General features: G+C 38.8%; 10 protein-coding genes. 1 reads left to right on the forward strand and 9 read right to left on the reverse strand.

The annotated features are described in order from the left end of the window. Positions 1-35: 35 nt before the first annotated feature. The 9 genes from GD597_RS14955 to GD597_RS14995 all read right to left on the reverse strand — a co-directional run bounded on the left by GD597_RS14955 (position 36) and on the right by GD597_RS14995 (position 19326). Positions 36-1379 carry a vanadium-dependent haloperoxidase gene (locus tag GD597_RS14955; RefSeq protein ID WP_235954313.1) on the reverse strand — a complete coding sequence of 448 codons (1344 nt, stop codon included), beginning with the start codon at positions 1377-1379 and terminating at the stop codon, positions 36-38. Positions 1380-1598: 219 nt separating this feature from the next. Next, the gene (locus tag GD597_RS14960) at positions 1599-4922 is read right to left on the reverse strand and encodes a VCBS repeat-containing protein (protein WP_171608689.1); all 3324 of its coding nucleotides are present in this window, start codon (positions 4920-4922) and stop codon (positions 1599-1601) included. A gap of 298 nt (positions 4923-5220) precedes the next feature. Next, positions 5221-7101: a RagB/SusD family nutrient uptake outer membrane protein gene (locus GD597_RS14965; RefSeq protein WP_171608690.1), complete on the reverse strand. Its 1881-nt coding sequence runs from the start codon at positions 7099-7101 to the stop codon at positions 5221-5223. Positions 7102-7111: 10 nt separating this feature from the next. Beyond that, positions 7112-10366 carry a SusC/RagA family TonB-linked outer membrane protein gene (locus tag GD597_RS14970; protein WP_171608691.1) on the reverse strand — a complete coding sequence of 1085 codons (3255 nt, stop codon included), beginning with the start codon at positions 10364-10366 and terminating at the stop codon, positions 7112-7114. 123 nt (positions 10367-10489) lie between these two features. Then, the gene (locus GD597_RS14975) at positions 10490-11533 is read right to left on the reverse strand and encodes a LacI family DNA-binding transcriptional regulator (protein ID WP_171608692.1); all 1044 of its coding nucleotides are present in this window, start codon (positions 11531-11533) and stop codon (positions 10490-10492) included. Between the two features lie 485 nt (positions 11534-12018). Next, complete coding sequence (locus GD597_RS14980) at positions 12019-12903, reverse strand: glycoside hydrolase family 16 protein (protein WP_171608693.1); 885 nt, start codon at positions 12901-12903, stop codon at positions 12019-12021. 156 nt (positions 12904-13059) lie between these two features. Continuing rightward, complete coding sequence (locus GD597_RS14985) at positions 13060-13281, reverse strand: hypothetical protein (protein ID WP_171608694.1); 222 nt, start codon at positions 13279-13281, stop codon at positions 13060-13062. A 198-nt stretch (positions 13282-13479) separates the two neighbouring features. Beyond that, a complete protein-coding gene (locus GD597_RS14990) occupies positions 13480-15342 on the reverse strand; it encodes an ABC transporter ATP-binding protein (RefSeq protein WP_235954314.1) in 1863 nt (620 codons plus the stop codon). A gap of 585 nt (positions 15343-15927) precedes the next feature. Then, on the reverse strand, positions 15928-19326 hold the full coding sequence (locus GD597_RS14995; RefSeq protein WP_216368597.1) for a ThuA domain-containing protein: 3399 nt from the start codon (positions 19324-19326) through the stop codon (positions 15928-15930). 823 nt (positions 19327-20149) lie between these two features. Between GD597_RS14995 and GD597_RS15000 the strand changes: the two genes are divergently transcribed. Next, positions 20150-21151: an alpha/beta hydrolase gene (locus GD597_RS15000; RefSeq protein WP_171608696.1), complete on the forward strand. Its 1002-nt coding sequence runs from the start codon at positions 20150-20152 to the stop codon at positions 21149-21151. Positions 21152-21191: the final 40 nt, after the last annotated feature.

Raw genomic sequence — 21191 nt, forward strand, 5'->3', positions numbered from 1 at the left:
TTCAATGAAATAAAATTGTAACGAAAAAATACTGCCTATTCAAACCGCATTTTATGCAAAACCCACTCTCCTACTTTTGTGCCCTGAAATTGCCCATTTTCTATTGCATCCATAAAATGAATACCACCATAAAATCTGGAAATACCAGCCTCGGCAGCAGCTTGTTTAAATGAGGTAAATGATCTTGACGGCAAGCCATAAGTGGTTTCCACGGTATCTGTATAAGCAAAACTATCACCAAAAAAATGAGTGAGAATAGTTGCTGAGGATGATGAAATAGTAGAATGTCCGCTTAGGTATTCCGGAAATGGTGGTGTTTGTAAAAAGGGTGTCCATAAAGGATCTATCAGCTTTCTTATGGCCGTTTCCGGACGTATTCGGTTACTTCGGTATTTTTCATCCCAACAACACATAAATGCATCCATTAATCCTACAGAAACCGATGTGTAAATCTGCATCGTTTCATTAAATGATTTTTTTGATTGTAAACAGGCAATTCCCGTAATACCCAACCAATGTGCACCCGGAGAAATTTTCTTATTCCCGTATTGCAAATGCCCTTCATCCTGCACTGCAAATGGATTACAATCCCAAAATGCGGCCACCATTTTTTGCGAATCAGTTAAGTTATGTGCAGTAGTAAAAACTGCTTCTGTAATACCATAAAAAGCAGATTCCTTTTTACTGCTATATGCAACCGGTGGTGCCGGTTTAAACTGTGCGGCCGAGTCTAAAGTAAAAGGCCTAACTGTATTAAAATTTGGTTCTACAGCAGCCATAAAAGCAGGTGGAGTTGGATACCAACTGCCTTCCTTTTCCACAGGCGTATACCTGGGCAAATTGCTTATTTTATTATACCCATCGGCCTTGGCATAGGCAAGTATTTGTTTGGAAATTAATTGCGCATATTGCATGGACTTATCCATTACTTCATCTGCAATACCAATGCCTTTACAAGAGTCTACAAAGCGTTGTTCATATGGTTCCAGCATATTACCTGATGGCTGCATTTTTTTTGCAGTTTCGTACATAGCCAATAAAGCAGCTACCTGATAGGAATAGCCCGTGATTGTATCCGGCTTTTGAAAATCCGGATAACCATTTAATATTCCATGCATCGATGCCTTGCTGCTGTCATGTTCTGCAACAATTTCGTAACCTGCTAATGTGGTATACGAAAAAAAACGGGCTGCCAGCGGCGGATTGGTAATATCGTGAATCATTATATCCGTCATTTGCGCTATTACATGACTAATGTCTGTGCTTTGCAAAGGCGCAATTTCTTTATTAGGCTTACACGAATTGGCCACCAGCATATACGTTATCATTCCTGATAGAACTACTACCGATGCAATTTTTTTTGATACTGAAATACCCATAACACAATAATTATGAAGAGTGATCTTATTAATGTTTAATTTTTAACCCAGCTACAACACAGTATTAAACTTTACTTGCGTCGCACTCTTGTACTTTCAGGCTATATGGCAGCTTTTTGTTTTACTGATTTACAATTACAATGCTGCCACAGAGGAAGAACCCTGAACCGAGCGTGGCAAGTAAAGCTCAATTAATAATCAGAAAGCTGGTAACAAAAACTATGGCAACCTGTAAGCCTTTACGCCAGCCTGATTAATACCAAACAACAATTGATTATTAATGGAAACCACACTACGCACATCTCCTTTTAGGTGAAAACCGCTCTGTTGTTGGTTTACATAGGTAAACCCACCATTACCATTGCCTTGCAGCAATACGCCATAGTTGGCATCGTATTTTCCAAAACGCAAACGGGCATGGTTGTTATTGCCACAAAGCAGCAAGTCTGTTTTACCATCTTTATTATAATCAATAGGGGTTATTGTAAACACGGGTGAGAACTGTGCCTGTACCGGCAAATCTTTTTCGGCAAACTTACCATCTGCCCCCATTTGAAAATAAGCGGTTTTAAAATAATTGGCTTGCAGGTGCTTTACATCCTTCATTTCTTCCTCACTAAAAATATCTTTCATAGTGGCATCGGCATAACTTTTATAATCGGTAAAGCGTGTGCGCATCATGCTCATTTGGTCTAGCAATTCATCCCTGCTTACATAAGGGTAACTCTTGTGTTGTATATAAAAGCAAAGCATAGGATCGATTGCACCGTTATTATCAAAGTCTTTATAAAACAACTCAGCCGGCTCTTCATCAGTAGCAGTGCATTGTGTATTTAAACCTGCATTACCAATTATAAGATCCTGTTTGCCATCGCCATTCATATCTGCCACCTGTAATTTGTTCCACCATCCGCTGTATTCCTTTGCAAAATAGTCTTTGGTTTTATTTTCAAATTTTCCGTTCACGTTTCCATAAACAGTTACCGGCATCCATTCGCCAACCACTATCAGATCATTTTTCTTATCGTTATTAATATCTATCCAGGCCGCATCTGTAATCATACCGGCATTTTGCAAAGCTGGTGCAAGGGTTGCAGTTTGATCAGTAAAATGCCCTTTGCCATCGTTTAAAAGCAAATAGCTTTGAGGTATTTCAGGGTATACACCCGGTATGTTTCTGCCTCCAACAAAAAAGTCGGTATTCCCATCTCCATTAATATCTGCTGGTTTAACACAAGCCTTACTACATAACATGGCGGGTAAGGCATTTGCCGTTTTGGTAAAATTGCCTTTGCCATCATTTAAATACAGCCTATCCTGCAAAAGGGCATCATTGGCGGCATAATTATGATAACCACCGCTGGCTACATACAAATCAGCAAAACCGTCTTTATTTACATCTGCAAAAACTGCATCGGCATCTTCGCATAATTTATCTGCTTCAAATGCAGCCTGAGGTTTAAGCGTAAATTGACCGTTTTTTTGCTGAATATATAATTCACCAGCTTTACCGCTACCGGCACCGGCATAAATATCTTCCAAACCATCGCCATTAACATCTGCTTTAACCAAACAGGGACCACTAAAAGAAAGTGGACTTACCAATAAAGGCTGTCTTTTAAAATCGTTTATGCTGTTTGTTGCATTGGTATAGTTTAGAGGTGACTTCACTTCTTCAAAAATAGGTTTCTCAGGTGCCTGCGGCTTGAATTTTTCAACAGCATCATTCTCGTTTAATGTTAACAGCTGATTGGTGGTTACATTGGAAAGAATCTGTTGTTTACCATTAAGCCAAATGATTTTAAGTGAATCAATTTTTTCATCTTTTCCAGTACCAAAATGCAGGATGGCAGATACGGTAGACTGATAACCGCGTGCCGGCATTTGTTCCTGGTATTGTACCTGGGATTTATTGTATAAAAATACTTTAGCGCCTAAGCCATTAGTATTTTTATCATTACCATTTAACTTAATATTCAGGTAATGATTTTGGGTATTAGCACCTGCTTCGTTTCTAAATATAAAAGCAGGTTGGTTAACATTGTTTACTATTAAATCAAGGTCACCATCGTTATCCAAATCGGCATAGGCGGCCCCATTACTGTTAGAAGCGGTATCAATACCCCATGCATTGCCTATATTAGAGAAAGTGAGGTTGCCATTATTTTTAAATAAATAATTTTTTACATTGGAAGCAGGCATTTTTTGTAAAATATCCAATACATCTTCCCGCATTAAACGGCCTTTGGCCTGTACATAATCATTCATATACTTCAGAAAATCCATATTGGTAAAGTCCCGGGTATAACCATTGGTTATGTACAAGTCTTTCCATCCATCATTATCATAATCGGCAAATAAAGGTGCCCAGCTCCAATCGGTATTAGATATACCTGCCAGCTGGCCAATTTCGCTAAAAGTACCATCGCCATTATTTAGCTGCAGCATATTGCGCATATACTGGTAATAAAATCCTGATTTTACAGTAATATCAAATTTTTCATAGTTATCGGGGGCAAATAATAGTTTTTGTCTTTTATTGTCTTCGGGTAACATATCTAATACAAAAATATCGGGCAGGCCATCGTTGTTTATATCGGCAACATTATTACCCATCGACGATTTTGAAGTATGTCCAAGGGCTGATTGTATTTTATTAGTAAATGTGCCATTTTTATTATTGATGTACATATAATCCGGTACCATATAATCATTGGCAATATAAATATCCTGCCAGCCATCGCCATCCAAATCGGCAATACCGGCACCGAGCCCATAGGTTAATACAGAGCTGTTTAGCCCGGCTTTGGAAGTTATATCCTCAAAATGGTTATTGTTATTCTGTAATAGTTTTACACCAATATTTTTATCGTGTTGTTGCAATAAAGCTGCGGTACTTGCTTCATCTAAAACAGGTAGGTTGTTGGGGTTATGGTTTAGGGCAAACATATCCAAATCGCCATCCTTATCATAATCAAAAAAGAAAGCCTGGGTTGAGTAAGAAGAATCTGCTAAGCCATAGGCTGCAGCTTCCTCATTAAAATGGGGCACGCCTCCATTATCGTTGCCTTTATTTATAAATAGCTGGTTAATACGGTTTTCACCCCGCACTTTTCCTGAATAACAAACATAAATATCCGGTTTTCCATCTCCATTTATATCGGCAATAGTTACGCCAGTTCTCCACGGAACCGGGCGGTTGGCTACACCAGCAGAAACAGTAATATCTTCAAACTGCATGTGGCCACGATTGAGATAAAGCTTATTATCGCTCATATTTCCGGTAAAATATATATCCTGTAAACCATCTTCGTTTAAATCGCCAATGGCCACGCCGGCACCATTGTAAAAATATTCGTACATCAGTACATTGGTATTAAGGCCTTCATTGAGGGTGTTGGCAAAGGTTACATGTGTACTATCTGGAGAAAGCAATGTAAATAATGGTTTACCGGCTGCTGTTTCTTTGCCATCATTTCCGTTTTGGGAGCAAGAGGCTAAAACAAGTAATAAAAACAATAAGATGGAAGTAGAGCTCCGCATGAATTCATATTTAGAACGTAAATAAAACAACTATGCCAGTATAAATATACTGGCATAGTTGATAATTATCACTAAAAATAATAAGATAAACCTATGCTATTGTTGCCAGACTTTTTTTTAACAAATCAACATCCTTGCGTCGCACTCTTGTACGTTTAGCCCTTTATTCATCCAATGTTCTATGGGTTGTTTACGTATCTTCTTTTTTGCTTAGTCGCCTTTTGTTATAATGTACAAGAGTGCGACGCAACGGGTGTTTAATTAATAACTTTTTGCCTGGCCAATATTGCCCTATCTGCTATTCGTAACCTGGGTTTTGAACAAGAGATAAGTTTTTATTCATTTCATCCCTGCTGATTGGTCTGAAATACATTTTGTCAACCCATGTTCTGTTTTCATGGTTGGCATCTTCAATATTGGTATAAGTATAATCGTAAATAGTTGGATCGTAACGATAAGTATCGCTTAACGTTTTACCTGGCTTAAATTTACCTACCACACCAATAAAGGTAATTTTTCTACCCAATGTTGTTGGTGCAATCATCCAGCGGCGTGCATCGTGGTAACGTTGTTCTTCGTATACCATTTCAATACGACGTTCGTTACGGTAACGGTTAACCAGTGCATCACCTGCATCGCTTACGGCTGGCATACCGGCACGGAAACGAATTTTGTTTAACCAGTTTCTTGCTTCAGCTTCATCACCCAATGCTATACAACTTTCTATATAGTTAAATACAGCTTCGGTATAACGGAAGAAAGGCCATGGAATAAATTGCTTGGTATTGTTTTCTACAATTGCAGGATTGGGATCAGTGAATTTTTTGCAATAGTAACCAGTACGGCTACCATTCCAGTCTTCAATGGTACTGCTTCTTGTATCTAAACCTTTAAAGTTGATAGTAGAACCACCCACAACCAGGTCGTACTGACCAGTTTGAATTTGGTTTGCAGGATCTACATTACCAGAAATTAAATCACGTGGTTTCCAGCCTGCACCATCGTATAAAATGGTAGCATATAAACGTGGGTCACGATTGGTATATGGGGCTGCTTTTTGAGCCGGGTTACTCCAGCTAAAAGAAGTTCCATCCATCATTTCATAATCATCCACTAATAAACCAATTGGAGTATTACCAGCCCAGTTATGGTAACCGTTAGGCCCATTGAATAAACCTGTGTAAGGCCCACCCCACTCATCTTTATCAGCAATATAGTATTTAGCAAACAGTAATTCACTGCTGGCAGATTTATCTATACCGGCAGCAGAACTTGCACCAGCCATTGCAATAGAGGTGTAGTTTAATTGAGCCTGTTGAGATGAAACTGGAGCAGATAAATTAAGTTGGTATCCGCCACCACCTGCATCCATTACAGCTTTAGCGGCATTTTTTGCAGCCACCCAACGTGCAGTACGATCGCCACTTACGTATCCTAAGAACTCAGGATTAGCATAACCTGCTATAGTAGCAGATTTGGCTTTTGCAGTTGGTATATCATGCAAATCGCTTGCAGCATATAAAAGCACACGTGATTTTAATGCTAAAGCAGCAACAGCAGTGCTTCTGCCTTTATCCATGCTACGACCGCTAAGGTTGGTATTAGCAGTATCACAATCAGCAACAATAAAGTTTACGCACTCTTCATAAGTGTTTCTTGTTGCACTATAATCTTCATTAAGTCCGTATACCTTGGTAATAATAGGTACAGCGCCATAATAGCGTACCAATTGATGATATAGGTAAGCACGCATAAAATGCGCTTCACCGCTTAATCTTTCTTTCAAATCTTCATCAATAGTGGAAGAAGCCAGGCTTTCAATAGCCAGGTTACAACCCCTGATGCGGGAATACATGGTACTCCACTCGTAAGTACCACTTACCCAACCAGTGTTGCTGGGGCTAAGGCTACCTTCATTGATAGTATTAATACCACGACCGGTATGTGTAAAAACTGCCTCATCAGAAAGTGAAGCCAGCATTTGTTCTTCAAAACCACCAGCACCCAAACCATTGTACAATTCCGTAACAAAGGCAGTTGCTAATGGACCATCATTCCACACAGCACTACTGGAGATTGAATCGAGCGGCTTAGTGTTTAGAAAATCCTGTTTGCAGGATGATATCAGTATAACCGACATCAAGCATATTGCCTGCAGATAATTAATTTTTCGTTTCATATGTATATGTTTAGAAAGTTACTGATGCACCAAAATTTAATACTCTGGCTTGTGGATAATATTGACCACTGCCGCTTACAGACTCAGGATCCCAAATTTTCATTTTATCCCAGGTAAATAAATTTACACCATTAGCAAAAACCCTGAATGTACCTATACCTGCTTTTTTCAATGCTGCAGCATTTACGGTATAACCTATTTCAAAGTTTTTAAGACGTACATAATCATTCTTTCTTAACCAATAAGTATTGTTACCAGCACCTGAACCAGTGTAATATGTGTTATTACGGTTGGCCAAACGAGGATCAACACTACTTGGATTATCAATACTCCAACGGTTATCAAAGCTGTATTGAAGGTAATTACCTATATCGCCAGACTCTGTTCCGATAAACAGTAAGCCACCCAACGCAGTCTGAAACAAAATAGAACAATCAAAGTTCATATATTGTAAAGAAATATTTAAACCACCGCTAAAAACAGGGTCACGGGTTTTATCTAACCTCACCTGATCGTCACCTGTAATTTTACCATCTCCGTTTACATCTTTAAACTTCATATCGCCCGGACGTAAGTTTGCACCGCCAACACCGCTATAATCAATAGTATTAGCTTGTATTTCTTTTACGTCTTTAAATACGCCATCGTATTCATACGCAAGGAAAGAAAATCCACTGCTACCGTATGGTTTGCCGGTTGATTGCTGCCATGCAGGAACACCAGCTGCCTCATCCCAGAAAACAACTTTGTTTTTAGCATAGCCACCATTTACACTTACATTGTACCTTAATTTACCTACCTGATCGCTATAACCTACCTTGAATTCCCAACCTTTGTTATCAATTTTACCAATATTTACCGGAGGTAAAATACTGCTAATACCAGCAGATTGAGAAATAGAACCAGATTGAGGTAATAACGCTCTTGTACGCTTATTCATGAAATAATCGAATTCAACATTCAATTTGTTTTTCAGGAAAGACGCTTCTAAACCAAAATTGATACTTGTACCTACTTCCCATGTAAAACCAGGATTTGGCAGGATTTGTTCATAAAGACTTTTTGCTACCGCATCATTTATTACATAAGAGCTAAAGCCATATGTACTAAGGAATTGATATTCAGCTAAGCTACTGGTACCAAAACGGTAAGGCTCAGCACCCATTTGACCCCATGAAGCACGTAATTTCAGGTTATCAACAAATTTTACATTCTTTTTAAAGAAGTCTTCTTCAGATACCCTCCAACCAGCAGAAACGCCAGGGAAGAAACCAAAACGTCCATCAGCAGGGAAGATATAGGAACCATCATAACGCCATAAGAACTCAGCGATATATTTTTGCTGGTAGTTATAACCAACCCTTCCAAAATAACTTAAACGGGCTCTGTTAAATGCACCACCACTATTATTTTTCTCCACATCACCACCGGCAAACATCTGATCTACAGCAGATGAAATAAAGTACCTGCGGTAAGCATTGAAATATTCATCAGATAATGTTTCTCTTTGTACACCAGCCAGGAAATTAATAGTATGATCACCAAATACTTTATCATAATTCACCAAACCAGATAAGTTGATGCTCAGATTATTTTCTGTATTCTGGCTTAATCTTGGATCAGTAAAAGTAGAACGAAGCTCTTTGGTTAAAGCGGGTGTTACACCATCTGCTTCGTAGGATACTTTATCCCAGGAATACAGATACCAAGGTGTTTGCCATCTTTTACCATTATAAATATACTTATCAACAGATGCAGTACCTGTTACTTTTAGGCCTTCTACACCTGGAATAAGGATTTCAATTTTACCGGTTGTTTGAAAGTAATCTCTTTTATCCTTATCGTAACCAGTTGCATTGGTTGTAATAACAATTGGGTTCTGACCGTTTTCGATATCCCTTCCTGGCAAGCCGTTTGGCCAAATTTCAGGCTCATTAGGTTTACCCCTCATTAACATCCTGAAAACTGCTCCTGCACTTTCTGTTGGGAAGAACCTGTATTCTTCACGTGCAGTAACACCAATACCAATATTAACATACTTATTTACTTTGGCATCTACGTTAATACGCATATCGTATTGCTTGTAGCCAGTAGCAGAATTTTTATAATAACCATCCTGATTCTGGTATCCTAATGATGCCAGGTATCTGATGTTCTCACTACCGCCATTAATTTGAACGGTATGACGTTGTTGAGGAGCCCAGGTTTTTAAAGCATCTCCAAACCAATCTGTATTTGGATGTCCCCAAGGATCAGAACCATCTTTGTATTTAACAATATCATCCGGAGCAAAACCTACAGGTGAACTTACAGTTGCACCATTATCGGTTCTAACATATGTACCAGTAGTATTAAGTGCGCTAAATGCAGCATCCCATTGGTCAACAGGTACATTTTCAAATACAGTAGACTCATTTCTGATGGTACCATATTCAACAGCGTCTGTTAATTCTGGAATTCTGGTAGCCTGAGCCCAACCCTGATTAAAGTTGTACAATAACTGAGGTTTACCTGATTTACCACGACGGGTAGTAATAAGGATTACACCATTTGCAGCCCTTGAACCATAAATGGCTGCAGATGCATCTTTCAATACTGATACACTTTCAATATCAGCAGGATTTAAGCGTTCCAAACCACCGGTACGTTCTGGCACACCATCAATTACGATCAGTGCAGAGGTGTTACCTAATGAGTTGGTACCGCGAATACGAATAGCAGATCCATCATAACCTGGCTCACCGCTACCATTTACAGCAGTAATACCTGGCAAGCGGCCAGCTAAAGTGTTTGATAAGTTCGCTGTTGGTGTTTTGGCCAGTTCAGAACCTTTTACTGTAGCAACAGATCCTGTAACTGTTACCCTTTTTTGGGTACCATAACCTACAACAACCACATCACTTAGCTGTTCTGCACCCTGTGCCATTTTTACTGATATTAAGGCTTGTTCGCCAACAGTGATTTCCTGTGTTGCATAACCAACAAATGACAATACCAATACTGCATTAGCATCAGGAACTGTAATACTAAATACACCATTTTGATCGGTAGTTGTGCCTTTTTTGGTACCTTTTAACATTACAGATACAGCTGCCAAAGGCGCTCCTTTGTCATCAGTAACGGTACCGGTTACTTTCCTGTCCGGTGCAGGGTTATCAAAGCCTTTCGCCTGTACTTGGGTATGTGTAATAAGTACAAGAGAAAAACAGCCGATGGCTGCAAGCAATGCTTGAATTAAAAATTTTTTTCGGTAATTTTTTCTCATAATAAGCAAATTAGAGTGGTTTAAAAAATGAGTCGTTTAATGTTTACTTCAGGTAGTGTTTAGCTGTCGTCGCATAGGTTTTTATTCATTATTTCTAAGTTTTATAGTTAACAAAAAAGGTGCTTAATATTTTGCCATTTGGTTTAGTTTAACCCTCCTGGATGATTCTCTGAAATACAAAACCGGTTCTAAAATAATGTTCTCTTCACTAGTATCATCTACCCCATTTTCTATAATTTCCAACAATAACTCAAACGATTTTTTTCCCATTTCTACGGTTTGCTGATCAACGGTAGAAAGGGAAGGACTGATATATTCACCAAAACTTTCATTTGCAAAGCCAATTACCCCAAATTCTTTTGGTATAATAATTTTAAGCTCTTTTAACCGCTGCATAACCCCTAAAGCCGAAAAATCTTCTACAGCAAAAATGGCATCCGGTTTTGTTTCTAAACTCAAAAAATAATCTACCGCTTCCTTTCCTGATTCTATAGAAATATTACCATTATAAATAGAGGCTTCAGAGTAAGGCATCTTATAGTCGGCCATCGCTGCTTTGTATCCATTTAATCTGTCTTTAAATGCCTTCAAATGGGGAGCTCCGGTTACATGCATGATATTACGGTAACCCATTTCTATCAAATGTGCAGTTGCGCGGTAAGCCCCTTTAAAGTCATCTATAACTACAGAAGGTATTTTTAGCGATTCGTTATTACGGTCAAAAAAAACAAGTGGTATTTTTTTCTTCTTTAATTCTACAAAATGCGAATAATCAGTTGTTTCTTTTGAAATAGACACCAAAATACCATCTACCCTGGCATCTAAAAATGTTTCTATGGCTTTCTGCTCTAATGCCTGATTTTCTTCAGATTGATAAAGGATGATGGTATACCCGTTTACACTGGCCATATTTTGTATACCATGCACCACAGATCCAAAGAAATTAATTTGGGCACTTGGAATAATTACACCAATTGTATGCGATTTACCTGAACGTAAGGAGGAAGCCAATTTATTCTGTCTGTAGTTCATTTCAAGCGCTTTCGCCTGAACTGATTTCTTTGTGTCTACACTAATACGCGGATGATCATTCAGTGCTCTGGATACAGAAGCACTGGTTAAACCCAGCTCCCTGGCAATATCGTTTATTGTTGTTCGTTTTGACAATGTGTGCAATCGTGTGCACAATATAAATACTAAGTTTTCAAATCACCAAAGAAAATTAACAGTTTTTTGGCCCAAACGTTTATAAAAACAAAATTTTAATCGTCAATTGAACAATTAATCCAAAAATGGGGTTAGGTAGTGTAAATTGTACACATTATAATTAGCATTTCCCCCAATTAAATCAGGCTTTTCGCTTTCTTCACACTGCATACCGTTCACTACTGTTTATTGCCATTTTTGGCCAGGCAAAAACACATTTTTCATCGTTCTTTGCGTCGCACTCTTGTACACCTGAAACCAGTTGCAACTGAACAGATTTACTGAAAATAAAGGTACCATTTGAAATTAAAATTAACAACCTAACTTGTAATACATTAGAGCCATTTAAAGATGCCCCTTGTTATGCAGTACAAGTGTGCGACGCAAGTAAAGCTACATTGCGGTTCTTTTGCCGGGCTCCAAAAAAAGTTGCATTGCTTTCTAAACTAAGGTTCTTGCTGATAAACCCGCACATAATCTACCTGATAAGTAATTGGGTGTTGCATACCAGATGGATTGCCGCCATTACCACCCATGGCCAGGTTTAGCAATAAATAATGCGGTTGCAAAAATGGATTGGTTCCATTATCATTTAGCGTTTCACTTAACATTGTGGTATTTAATAGCACATCATCAATATAAAGATTTATAGCTTCTTTTGACCAATCCATACGCCATACATGAAACTTATTTGGCCAATCGGCATCATTTGCCAAAAAACGGCTCAGCGGGTGTATTTCTGTATGCCATTTGGCCTTAAAGCGGGTGGCAGTGCCCCATGCAACATTTGCCAGTATGGCGGGCTGTTGCTGTACACGGTAAAATTCCATTATATCTACCTCGCCGTTATTTGGCCATTCGCCTTTTGTGCCTAGGGTCCAAATAGCAGGCCAGGCACCTAATGCTGTATCAATTTTTGCACGTACTTCAATGCTACCAAATTGCCATTGGTGCATTGTTCTTGTTTGTATACTTGCAGATGTATAATTGGCATATTCCCTATTCAGCTTCCAGTCTGCATTACCAGGTTGATAAGCAGGGTTTTTCACCTTCTCCTTTTTTCCTTGTATTAACAAAACCCCATTTACACAATTGGCATTTTGAGGTTGATACCATTGCAGTTCTTCATTGCGTACAAAGCCAGTTTCATATACCCAGTTAGTGCTATCAGGCTTGCCATTTATATTAAATTCATCGTGCCAAATTAAATTATACCCGGCCTTTTTTGGGGGACTAGAAAAATCCGGCTGATATGGATTTGGTTTTTGGCCCACTACAGTTATTGCCATACTTAAGACAATCACATTTAATAGTGCTATTTTTAAAAACATAAGTTTTGTTTAGTTGATAAAATTAATGAGGAAATAAAAACACAAGATTGGTTTTCCTGCTGCCTTATGCGAGGAATAAGAATTGTATCAGCCAGGTACAAAAGGCATCTGTAGTTGTGTCACTCACTTGTGCGTTCAAATCCCTATTCAACAGAATTAAATATCGATAGCCTCTATTATTTCGCCAAGTTCTGCAGCTAATGGTGTTGCCCCTTTATCTGCTTCGTACCATTGCCAGGTTTCGTTTACTAATTCTTCTGCAATTATTACCTGCGAAGCAAAATGTATTATAAAATAAATATTGCCGCCATTTATTACCGGAGAAACCTTTACCTGCCTGCCGGCAAAAGTTATAAAAAAATCTTCCTCATTTGGCATTGTTTAAAGGTAGCTAGAAATTGGGTGTAATAGAATAATGTTCTTAGTGTATGGTAATGAATTTATACAAGTTGCCTACAAAATGGCTATTTTTTCCAGCTTATTTAAAATCTTGAAAAATACGAAAGACAAACATTTAGCAATATAGAGTTAATGTTTATCCCAAAAATTACGCAGCCCGAAAAAAAGTTTAATAAACTACCTATACCCTTTTGCCTGTAGTTGAAATAACTCGGCATAGCGGCCATTTTGTTGCAGCAATTGTTCATGGCTGCCCAGTTCTATCAACTGCCCTTTTTCCAGCACCAGAATACGGTCGGCCATGCGCACGGTAGAAAAACGGTGTGAAATCAATACTGCAGATTTGCCCTTTGTCAGCTCAGCAAAACGTTGAAACACTTCATACTCTGCACGGGCATCCAGCGCACTGGTAGGTTCATCTAATATCAATACTTCGGCTTCCTTCATATAGGCGCGGGCCAATGCTACTTTCTGCCATTCACCGCCCGATAATTCTATGCCATCATTAAAACGGCGGCCCAATGCCTGATCATATTGATTGGGTAATTTCATGGCCAACAGGTTAGCCAGGCTTTTTTCAGCAGCCTTAATAATTAAAGGGCGGTTATTTTGCTCATCTATATTACCAACTGCAATATTTTGCGCAAAGCTCATCTGGTAGCGCAGGTAATCCTGAAAAATAACGCCTATATGTTTGCGCAGTTGCAAAATATCATATTCCTTCAGGTCTATATCATCCAATAAAATACGGCCCTCTTCAGGATCATATAAACGGGCCAATAGTTTTACCAGCGTGGTTTTGCCGGCTCCGTTCTCCCCTACCAATGCCAGTTTTTCACCAGCATGTAAGGTAAAACTCAAATAACGGTTGGCCCATTGCTCGCTATTGGCATATCTAAAACCTACATTTTCAAATACAAAACCCTTTTGTATGGGGTTAGGAAATGGTAGCGGGGTTTTGCTCACTTTTATTTTGGGTTTTATTTCAAAAAAATCAAAGAAATCCCTTAAGTAAATAGCCCCCTGAGATACCGTACTAAAACGCGATAATATCCCTTCCAGTAAACTGCGTAACTGACGGAAAGAGCCGGCCAGGAATGTAAGATCACCGATGGACAAAGACCCTTCTACCGTTTTTAAAATCATAATAATATAGGCCGCATAATACCCCATACTACCCAATATGGCAAACAAACTACCCCATGCTGCCCTGCGGGTAGAAAGCGATTTATTATCCGCATAAAACTGCTGACTAAGTGCCTTAAACCGTTTTATCAAAAAGCCTGACAAATCAAAGAGTTTTACTTCTTTGGCAGTCTCGTCGCTGGCGCCCAGGTAACGCATATAATCCAATTCGCGGCGTTGAGGGGTTTGCCCGCGGGTAAGCGCATAACTTTGATCGTTAAAATAAGATTCGCCCAAAAAAGCAGGTACAATTGCTATTAGTAATAACAATATCAACCATGGGTTAAAAGCCATTAAGCCCACTGCTAAAAACAACATGGTAATTAAATCCTGCACCTGCGTTAATACCTGCGATAATAATACAGTCCGCCCAACGGTTTGCTGGCGGGCACGTTCCAGCTTATCGTAAAAAGCAGAGTCTTCAAACTGGTCAAGGTCCAGGGTGGCGGCATGTTCCATAATTTTTACAGAAGTATGGTTAGAAAACAAATCGCCCAATAAACCATCAACCAGCGATATGGCCCGGCTTAATGCATCAGATACTATTGCCAATACAAACTCAGCTGCCACCAACTGCCACAAATAAGTATGATCTGTATTTGAATCAGGTGTTTTGGCTAACAGTACCACCTGATCAATAATCAATTTACCAATATATAAAATAGCCACAGGTACGGCAGATTTGGCAATACGCAAAACAGCATTAATAATAGTGTACCAGCAATTGGTTTGCCAAACCAAAGCAAAAAAACGGGGCAGGTTACGCAGGGCAGCAAATTTTTCTTTTAAAGTTGGTTGTGGCACCCGGTTGTATAACAGCGGCCTTTTTTCGCGGGCCATTCTTACCTTACTCATAACAACGAAATTATGCAAACCTCAGCTGAGATATTTTTTGTTTATAGCTTTTGATATTTAATCTGTCAGCTTATTGTATTATATGTGGCGGGGATAATTTTTGGCGGCTAAATAAATAACAAATTATCCCCGTTACAGTGAAATTAAAAAGATTAGTGTTTTTTTAATTGGTGCATGTTTTTTAAATCAAATGTTTTGCTATATCTTGCCACCAGTTTTTTAAGGGTTTAGGGTTGAAAAAAGGGGTTATGGTTCTCCACTACCCCTCTTTTTTTGTCTATACCTCAACCACAACAATAGTTTCCCCGCTTTTTTCATTTATTTTTTTTCATTTATGTACCCGACTGTATAATGTAATGCATCGCCTGTTGCGTCGCACTCTTGTACGTTCAGTTAATATTTCAGCTTTAATTTTTTGTTTAAATAGAAATACAACCCCGCATAATTTGGGTATTTGTTTTAGCCGCCACAAAGGTGGAACCCCGAACCGAGCGTGGCAAGCGGTGATGCCATTTATGCAACAGCCGGTTACCCAATAAAAAAAGCCCCGTACCATGTACAGGGCTTTTATAATAGTGATTTTTTTTATTTTGTATTAAACTGCAACATAGCCGCCCCTGCCTGCAAAGTGCCTTTAGGGTTTACCGGTGTGTACAACACGTAAATGGCATGAAACTTACCATCGGTAACAGCTTCGATTGGCACATGCACCATACCCATTTGCGAATTTTTTGCGGGTACGGGCATTAGTCCTTTGCCAATAGTTTTACCATCGGCAGCATCTATTTTAATTTCGTAGGAGAAAGCAAATTCGGGTGCTCCCTGCCATCCGCTAACTACATTTATAGAATGTACGCCTGTAAGATCAATGCTATCTACTGCAAACCAACCACCTGAATTTGCAGGATACATTAAATAGTTATTACCATTGTAATTGAAAAACGTAAAGCCTTCTGTTTTTTCTTTACCAGTAAAGCTTAGGTTGTTACTTGATAAAGCAATGCTGGCATTACCTGTTAATGGTTTTATGCCACTACCACCTTTATCAGTATAACTGGCTGACAAAACCAATGTAGCATTGGGCTTTTGATTAGCCAATGGCGTTATAGTACCTGTTTGCGGCAGCGAAGGTTTTAGTGCCTCTTTGTTTGATAAAGAAAGTATCCAGGTTACAATGGTTTGCAAATCGGCTTGTGGTATATTTGGGTGTGCAGCCATTGCAACTTCGCCCCATACGCCACCGCCGCCTTTTATAATTTTTTGCGTTAAATAGCTCATGGCATTGGGGTCTTTATTATACTTTTCAGACACCCGTAAAAACGAAGGCCCTACTGAGGTTTCGGCCTCTTTATGGCAGCTTTTACAATCTAATGAAGCCATTAAGCTTTTAGCACTAACCGCTGCAGTGCCCTGCTGGTGCCCCATTGTACTGGAGGCTTTATCGTACCCTTCAGTATAATCAACAGAGGCATACAAATTGGCAGCATCTACCGCTGCGTTATCGTTATCTTTTACTACAATCTCATAATTAAAAGGTACACCAGGCAAATAGAATGATTTGTTACCACCAGTAATATTGATAGAAACTTCCGGTTCCTGATTACCGGCATATACAGCAACGCCTTCGCTTTTGGTTACACCACCATTGCCATCGTTTACTTCTACTGAAATATTAAAATCGCCGGCAGCTGTAAATGTGTATTCCAGTTCTGGTGTAGTAGTTTCCTTGGTAATACCTGTACCCAGATGCCAGGTATATTTTAAAGCATCTTTTTCTGTATCAGTAGCTTTTACAGCAGCTTTTATAGTAAATGGTAAAACACCTGAGGTTTTGTTTACGGTAACAGCACTTACTTTTGGCGCAATATTGCCTGGGTTATAATCAATTCTTGCCAAACCTGCATCGGGGTTTTTAGTAAACCAGCCGGTGCCATATTCCAGTAAATACAGTTTACCGTCGGGGCCAACTTCCATATCTATGAGTGAGTTTACTTTTAAAGAGGGGAAGAAAGGCTCCATTTTATCAAAATCGCCATTAGGCAACATGGTTACTGCTTTTACCCATCCGCGAATCCAATCGTAAATAATAAGTTTATTATTGTAGTAATCAGGTAACCGTGTTTCCTTAGGAAACATATCTGTATAATACACGGGGCCAGCCATCGCATTACGACCGCCGGTTCCTACCTGAGGAAAATCTGGAGAAGCAGCATAAGGATACCAGATAAAGGCTGGCTGCGCAGGTGGCAATTCCGTTAAGCCGGTATTATTGCGTGAATTATTTATAGGTTTTGCAGGATCATAAGGCTCACCAGATTTACCTGTTGCATAATCGAATTGCCTGTACGCATAATTATTACCTACAAACAGTGGCCATCCAAAATAGCCGGCTTTACGTGCCTGATTCACTTCGTCGTACCCACGTGGCCCGCGGGTTTCTAAACTGTCGTTACCTGCATCCGGACCAACTTCACCCCAATATAAAAAGCCGTTCTTTTGGTCAATCGAAATACGATATGGGTTGCGGTTACCCATCACGTATATTTCAGGCCTGGTTTTAGGCGTGCCCTTTGGGAAAAGATTACCATCAGGTATTTCGTAGGTGCCGTCATCCTTTACGCGAATACGGTTTATTTTACCACGCAAATCGTTTGTGTTGGAAGAAGATCTTCTGGCATCATATTGCTGACGGCCCGGCAAATCGTTGGCAGGGCCAAAACCACTGTTTACATATCTTACACCTGGTTCATCGAATGGAGTTGAATTATCGCCGGCAGAAAAATATAATAAGCCATCGGGACCAAATGCAATGGAACCACCAGTATGGCAACAAATTTCCCTTTGTGATTTTACTTCTAAAATTACTTTTTCAGTTGAAATGTCTATAGTATCATTTGTAAAAGTAAATCTGGACAAGCGGTTTACAGCACTATCGGCCGGACTGTAATACATGTACACCCAATTGTTTTTATCAAAATGTGGATCTTTTGCTAAACCCAATAAACCTTCTTCTGCATTTACGCCTGATTCTTTTGTTTTGAAGTAAACATTTAAAAATCCAGCCTGTTTTACTTTTTTGGAATCATTTTTATAGAGCATTATTTCACCACGTCTTTGAATAACAAGTATATCCAGGTTGGGTAAAATAGTCATTTCGGTAGGCTCATAAAACTCACCCTGAGAAAGTTGTGTTTTGGTAAAGCGATCTTCATCGGGTGGCAATTGTGTTTTTACTTTGGTATAATCACCCACTCTATTTTCGCCAATAGCATATTGAATACCACCTAATAAATGTTTCAGGTAATTCACTTCGGTATAAGATTCCTCTGTATGGCCCAACTCAGTATAAAAAGCACGGCCACCATCAAACTCTTGGTACCAGCTCATGGGATGAAATGCACCATTTGTGCCACCTTCGTAAGAAGTTTCATCAATAGTTAATACCACATGAATATCGGGGCTAAGTTTCTTGAAATTATATAGTTCATCTTTTCTTTTCCAAACAGAATCTGTGAAAAAACTGGTAGCGCCAAATGATTTATCTTTTATAATAAACCGGGCTTCCTGTTGGTGAGGGTGGCCATTAAAATAACCGCCTACCAATCTGCCATACCAGCCCCAATCATATTCAGTATCGGTAGCAGCATGCACGCCTACAAATCCGCCGCCTGCCTGTATGTATCTTTCAAATGCAGCTTCCTGTTTATAATCCAGCACATCACCTGTAGTGCTTAGAAAAATAACGGTAGCGTATTTCTTAAGTGAATCCTCGTTGAACACATCGGCATTTTCTGTTGTATCTACATCAAAACCATTTTCAGCACCCATTTTCATAATAGCTACTTTACCGTTTGGTATAGAAGAATGCCTGAAGCCCATGGTTTTAGAAAAAACCAGTACCCGGGGTTTATCGCTGCGTTTGCTGTTACAGGAAATGCTGATTACTACAATTGCAATAAGCAACAATAACATTAATTTTCTCATATGGCAGTATATATTCATTGATAAAATTGAGGTCTAAATTTAGCAGTTAATTGTATTAAGGCAAGATAATTTTTTACAATGCGTTAATTTAACGCATTACAGTTAAAAACAAACCAGTGCAAAAGGGCTTAATTATACTGCCGATTCGGGATTCAAAAAATTAGGTCTGGAGGACAAATTTGCATACATATTGTGTCATTTCCGCATTGTAATTTCTTATTAGTTTATTAAAATTATCCGGCAAAACCCTTTAGAAAATAGCGTTATTTGGCTTCATGCAGGTATCTTACCACAATTACCATGATAAATTATAAGACACGAAGAATTCTACGATGAAGGCCTTTAATAAATATTTTGAAGTAGTTCTTCAGAAAAAGCTGCGCAATGCGTTAGAGTACAAGTGAGTGACACAACCAGGCCTGATAGTAAACAAACTGCCCGATATCTAAAAACTTGAGTTTACATATTTGTTTAATCTATAACATTTTTGTCCACAACATTGCTCCACATAAAATCAACCAGCTTTAAAAACTTTTGAATTGGATTATACCAGATGCGCAAGGAATAATGGGTTTCAAGGCCTATAAATGGTTATTGTATTATTGAAAACTGCCTTAATTTTTTATAATCTGCAATAGAATTGATTAATATTTTTTTTATAACAAGCGCATTTGAAAATGACCGTATTAAAAAAAGATTATTTTTAAAAGGATTACCTGTTTGCTATATAACACACATCCCAAAATGCAATAATTTGCATTTAAATATTTGTTTATAACAACCCAAATTCCTTTTATCCATTCAAAAAACTCAATTAACTATTATGAAATTTTACACAATGCTGGCTTTGCCTTTTTTATACGTGTTAGCATCTTTGATAACGCCAGAACAAACCAATAATACATATGCCTATACAAATGAAGTGGCCGTTTCTGAATTAAGGGATATAAAAGGAAGGGTATTTGCAACAGGCCTGGTTGATTACAGAGGTTACCCGGTTGATACTTTAAGATTTGATGCTTATTACCCAACTGGTGCAAGTTCTGACAAAAAATATCCTGTTTTGTTGTTTTGCCATGCAGGAGGATTTACAGGCGGTAACAGGTTTAATGTTTCTGCTATTTGCGACAGATTTGCTGATCAGGGTTTTATTGCTGTAGGTTTTGATTATCGTGTAGGTTACCGAAAAGGTAATATTCATAACTGTGAGGCTGATACTACCACACAAAACGAGGCTATTTACCGTGCCAGCCAGGATGCAAACTCTTGCATGCGTTATTTGGTTGCACATGCAGATGAATTAAATATAGACACCAGTAAAATATTTATAGGAGGCTCTAGTGCGGGTGCCGTATTAGCGTTAACAAATGCATACCTGAATGATTCTATTGCACAAATCAGGTTTCCTGATGTGTATACCAAACTGGGAGGAGTGCAAAGTACCGGAAACAATTTAGTTGCTTCCTGGGGATACAAAGGCATTATATCTATGTGGGGTGGCTTATTTAGCGATAAAGTAATTGACACCAATTATCGTGCATATCCGACCATCTTTTTCAGAGGATCCAGCGATGATGGTATACCAGACAGTATGGGCCATTATGCACAATGCCCCAATTTTGGCATTATTTATGGCGCCACAGGTTTGTATGAAAGATGCCGGACCCAAAATACCCCATCGGTTTATTATTTGTTAGATGGGGCCTCACATCCTGCTTATGATGACATTTTCTGTGTTGAGCAATCAAGTTGTTTTCTTAAAGCAGTATTAGATAAAAGAGGATACACCGGGCAGTTTAGTGGTTACGTATCTTCCTGTCAATAAATACATATACCTAAATCTTAAAAGTAGTTTTCAAAAATTT

Origin of the sequence: Limnovirga soli (assembly GCF_013106755.1) — a bacterium.
In the GTDB taxonomy this organism is placed as follows: domain Bacteria; phylum Bacteroidota; class Bacteroidia; order Chitinophagales; family Chitinophagaceae; genus Limnovirga; species Limnovirga soli.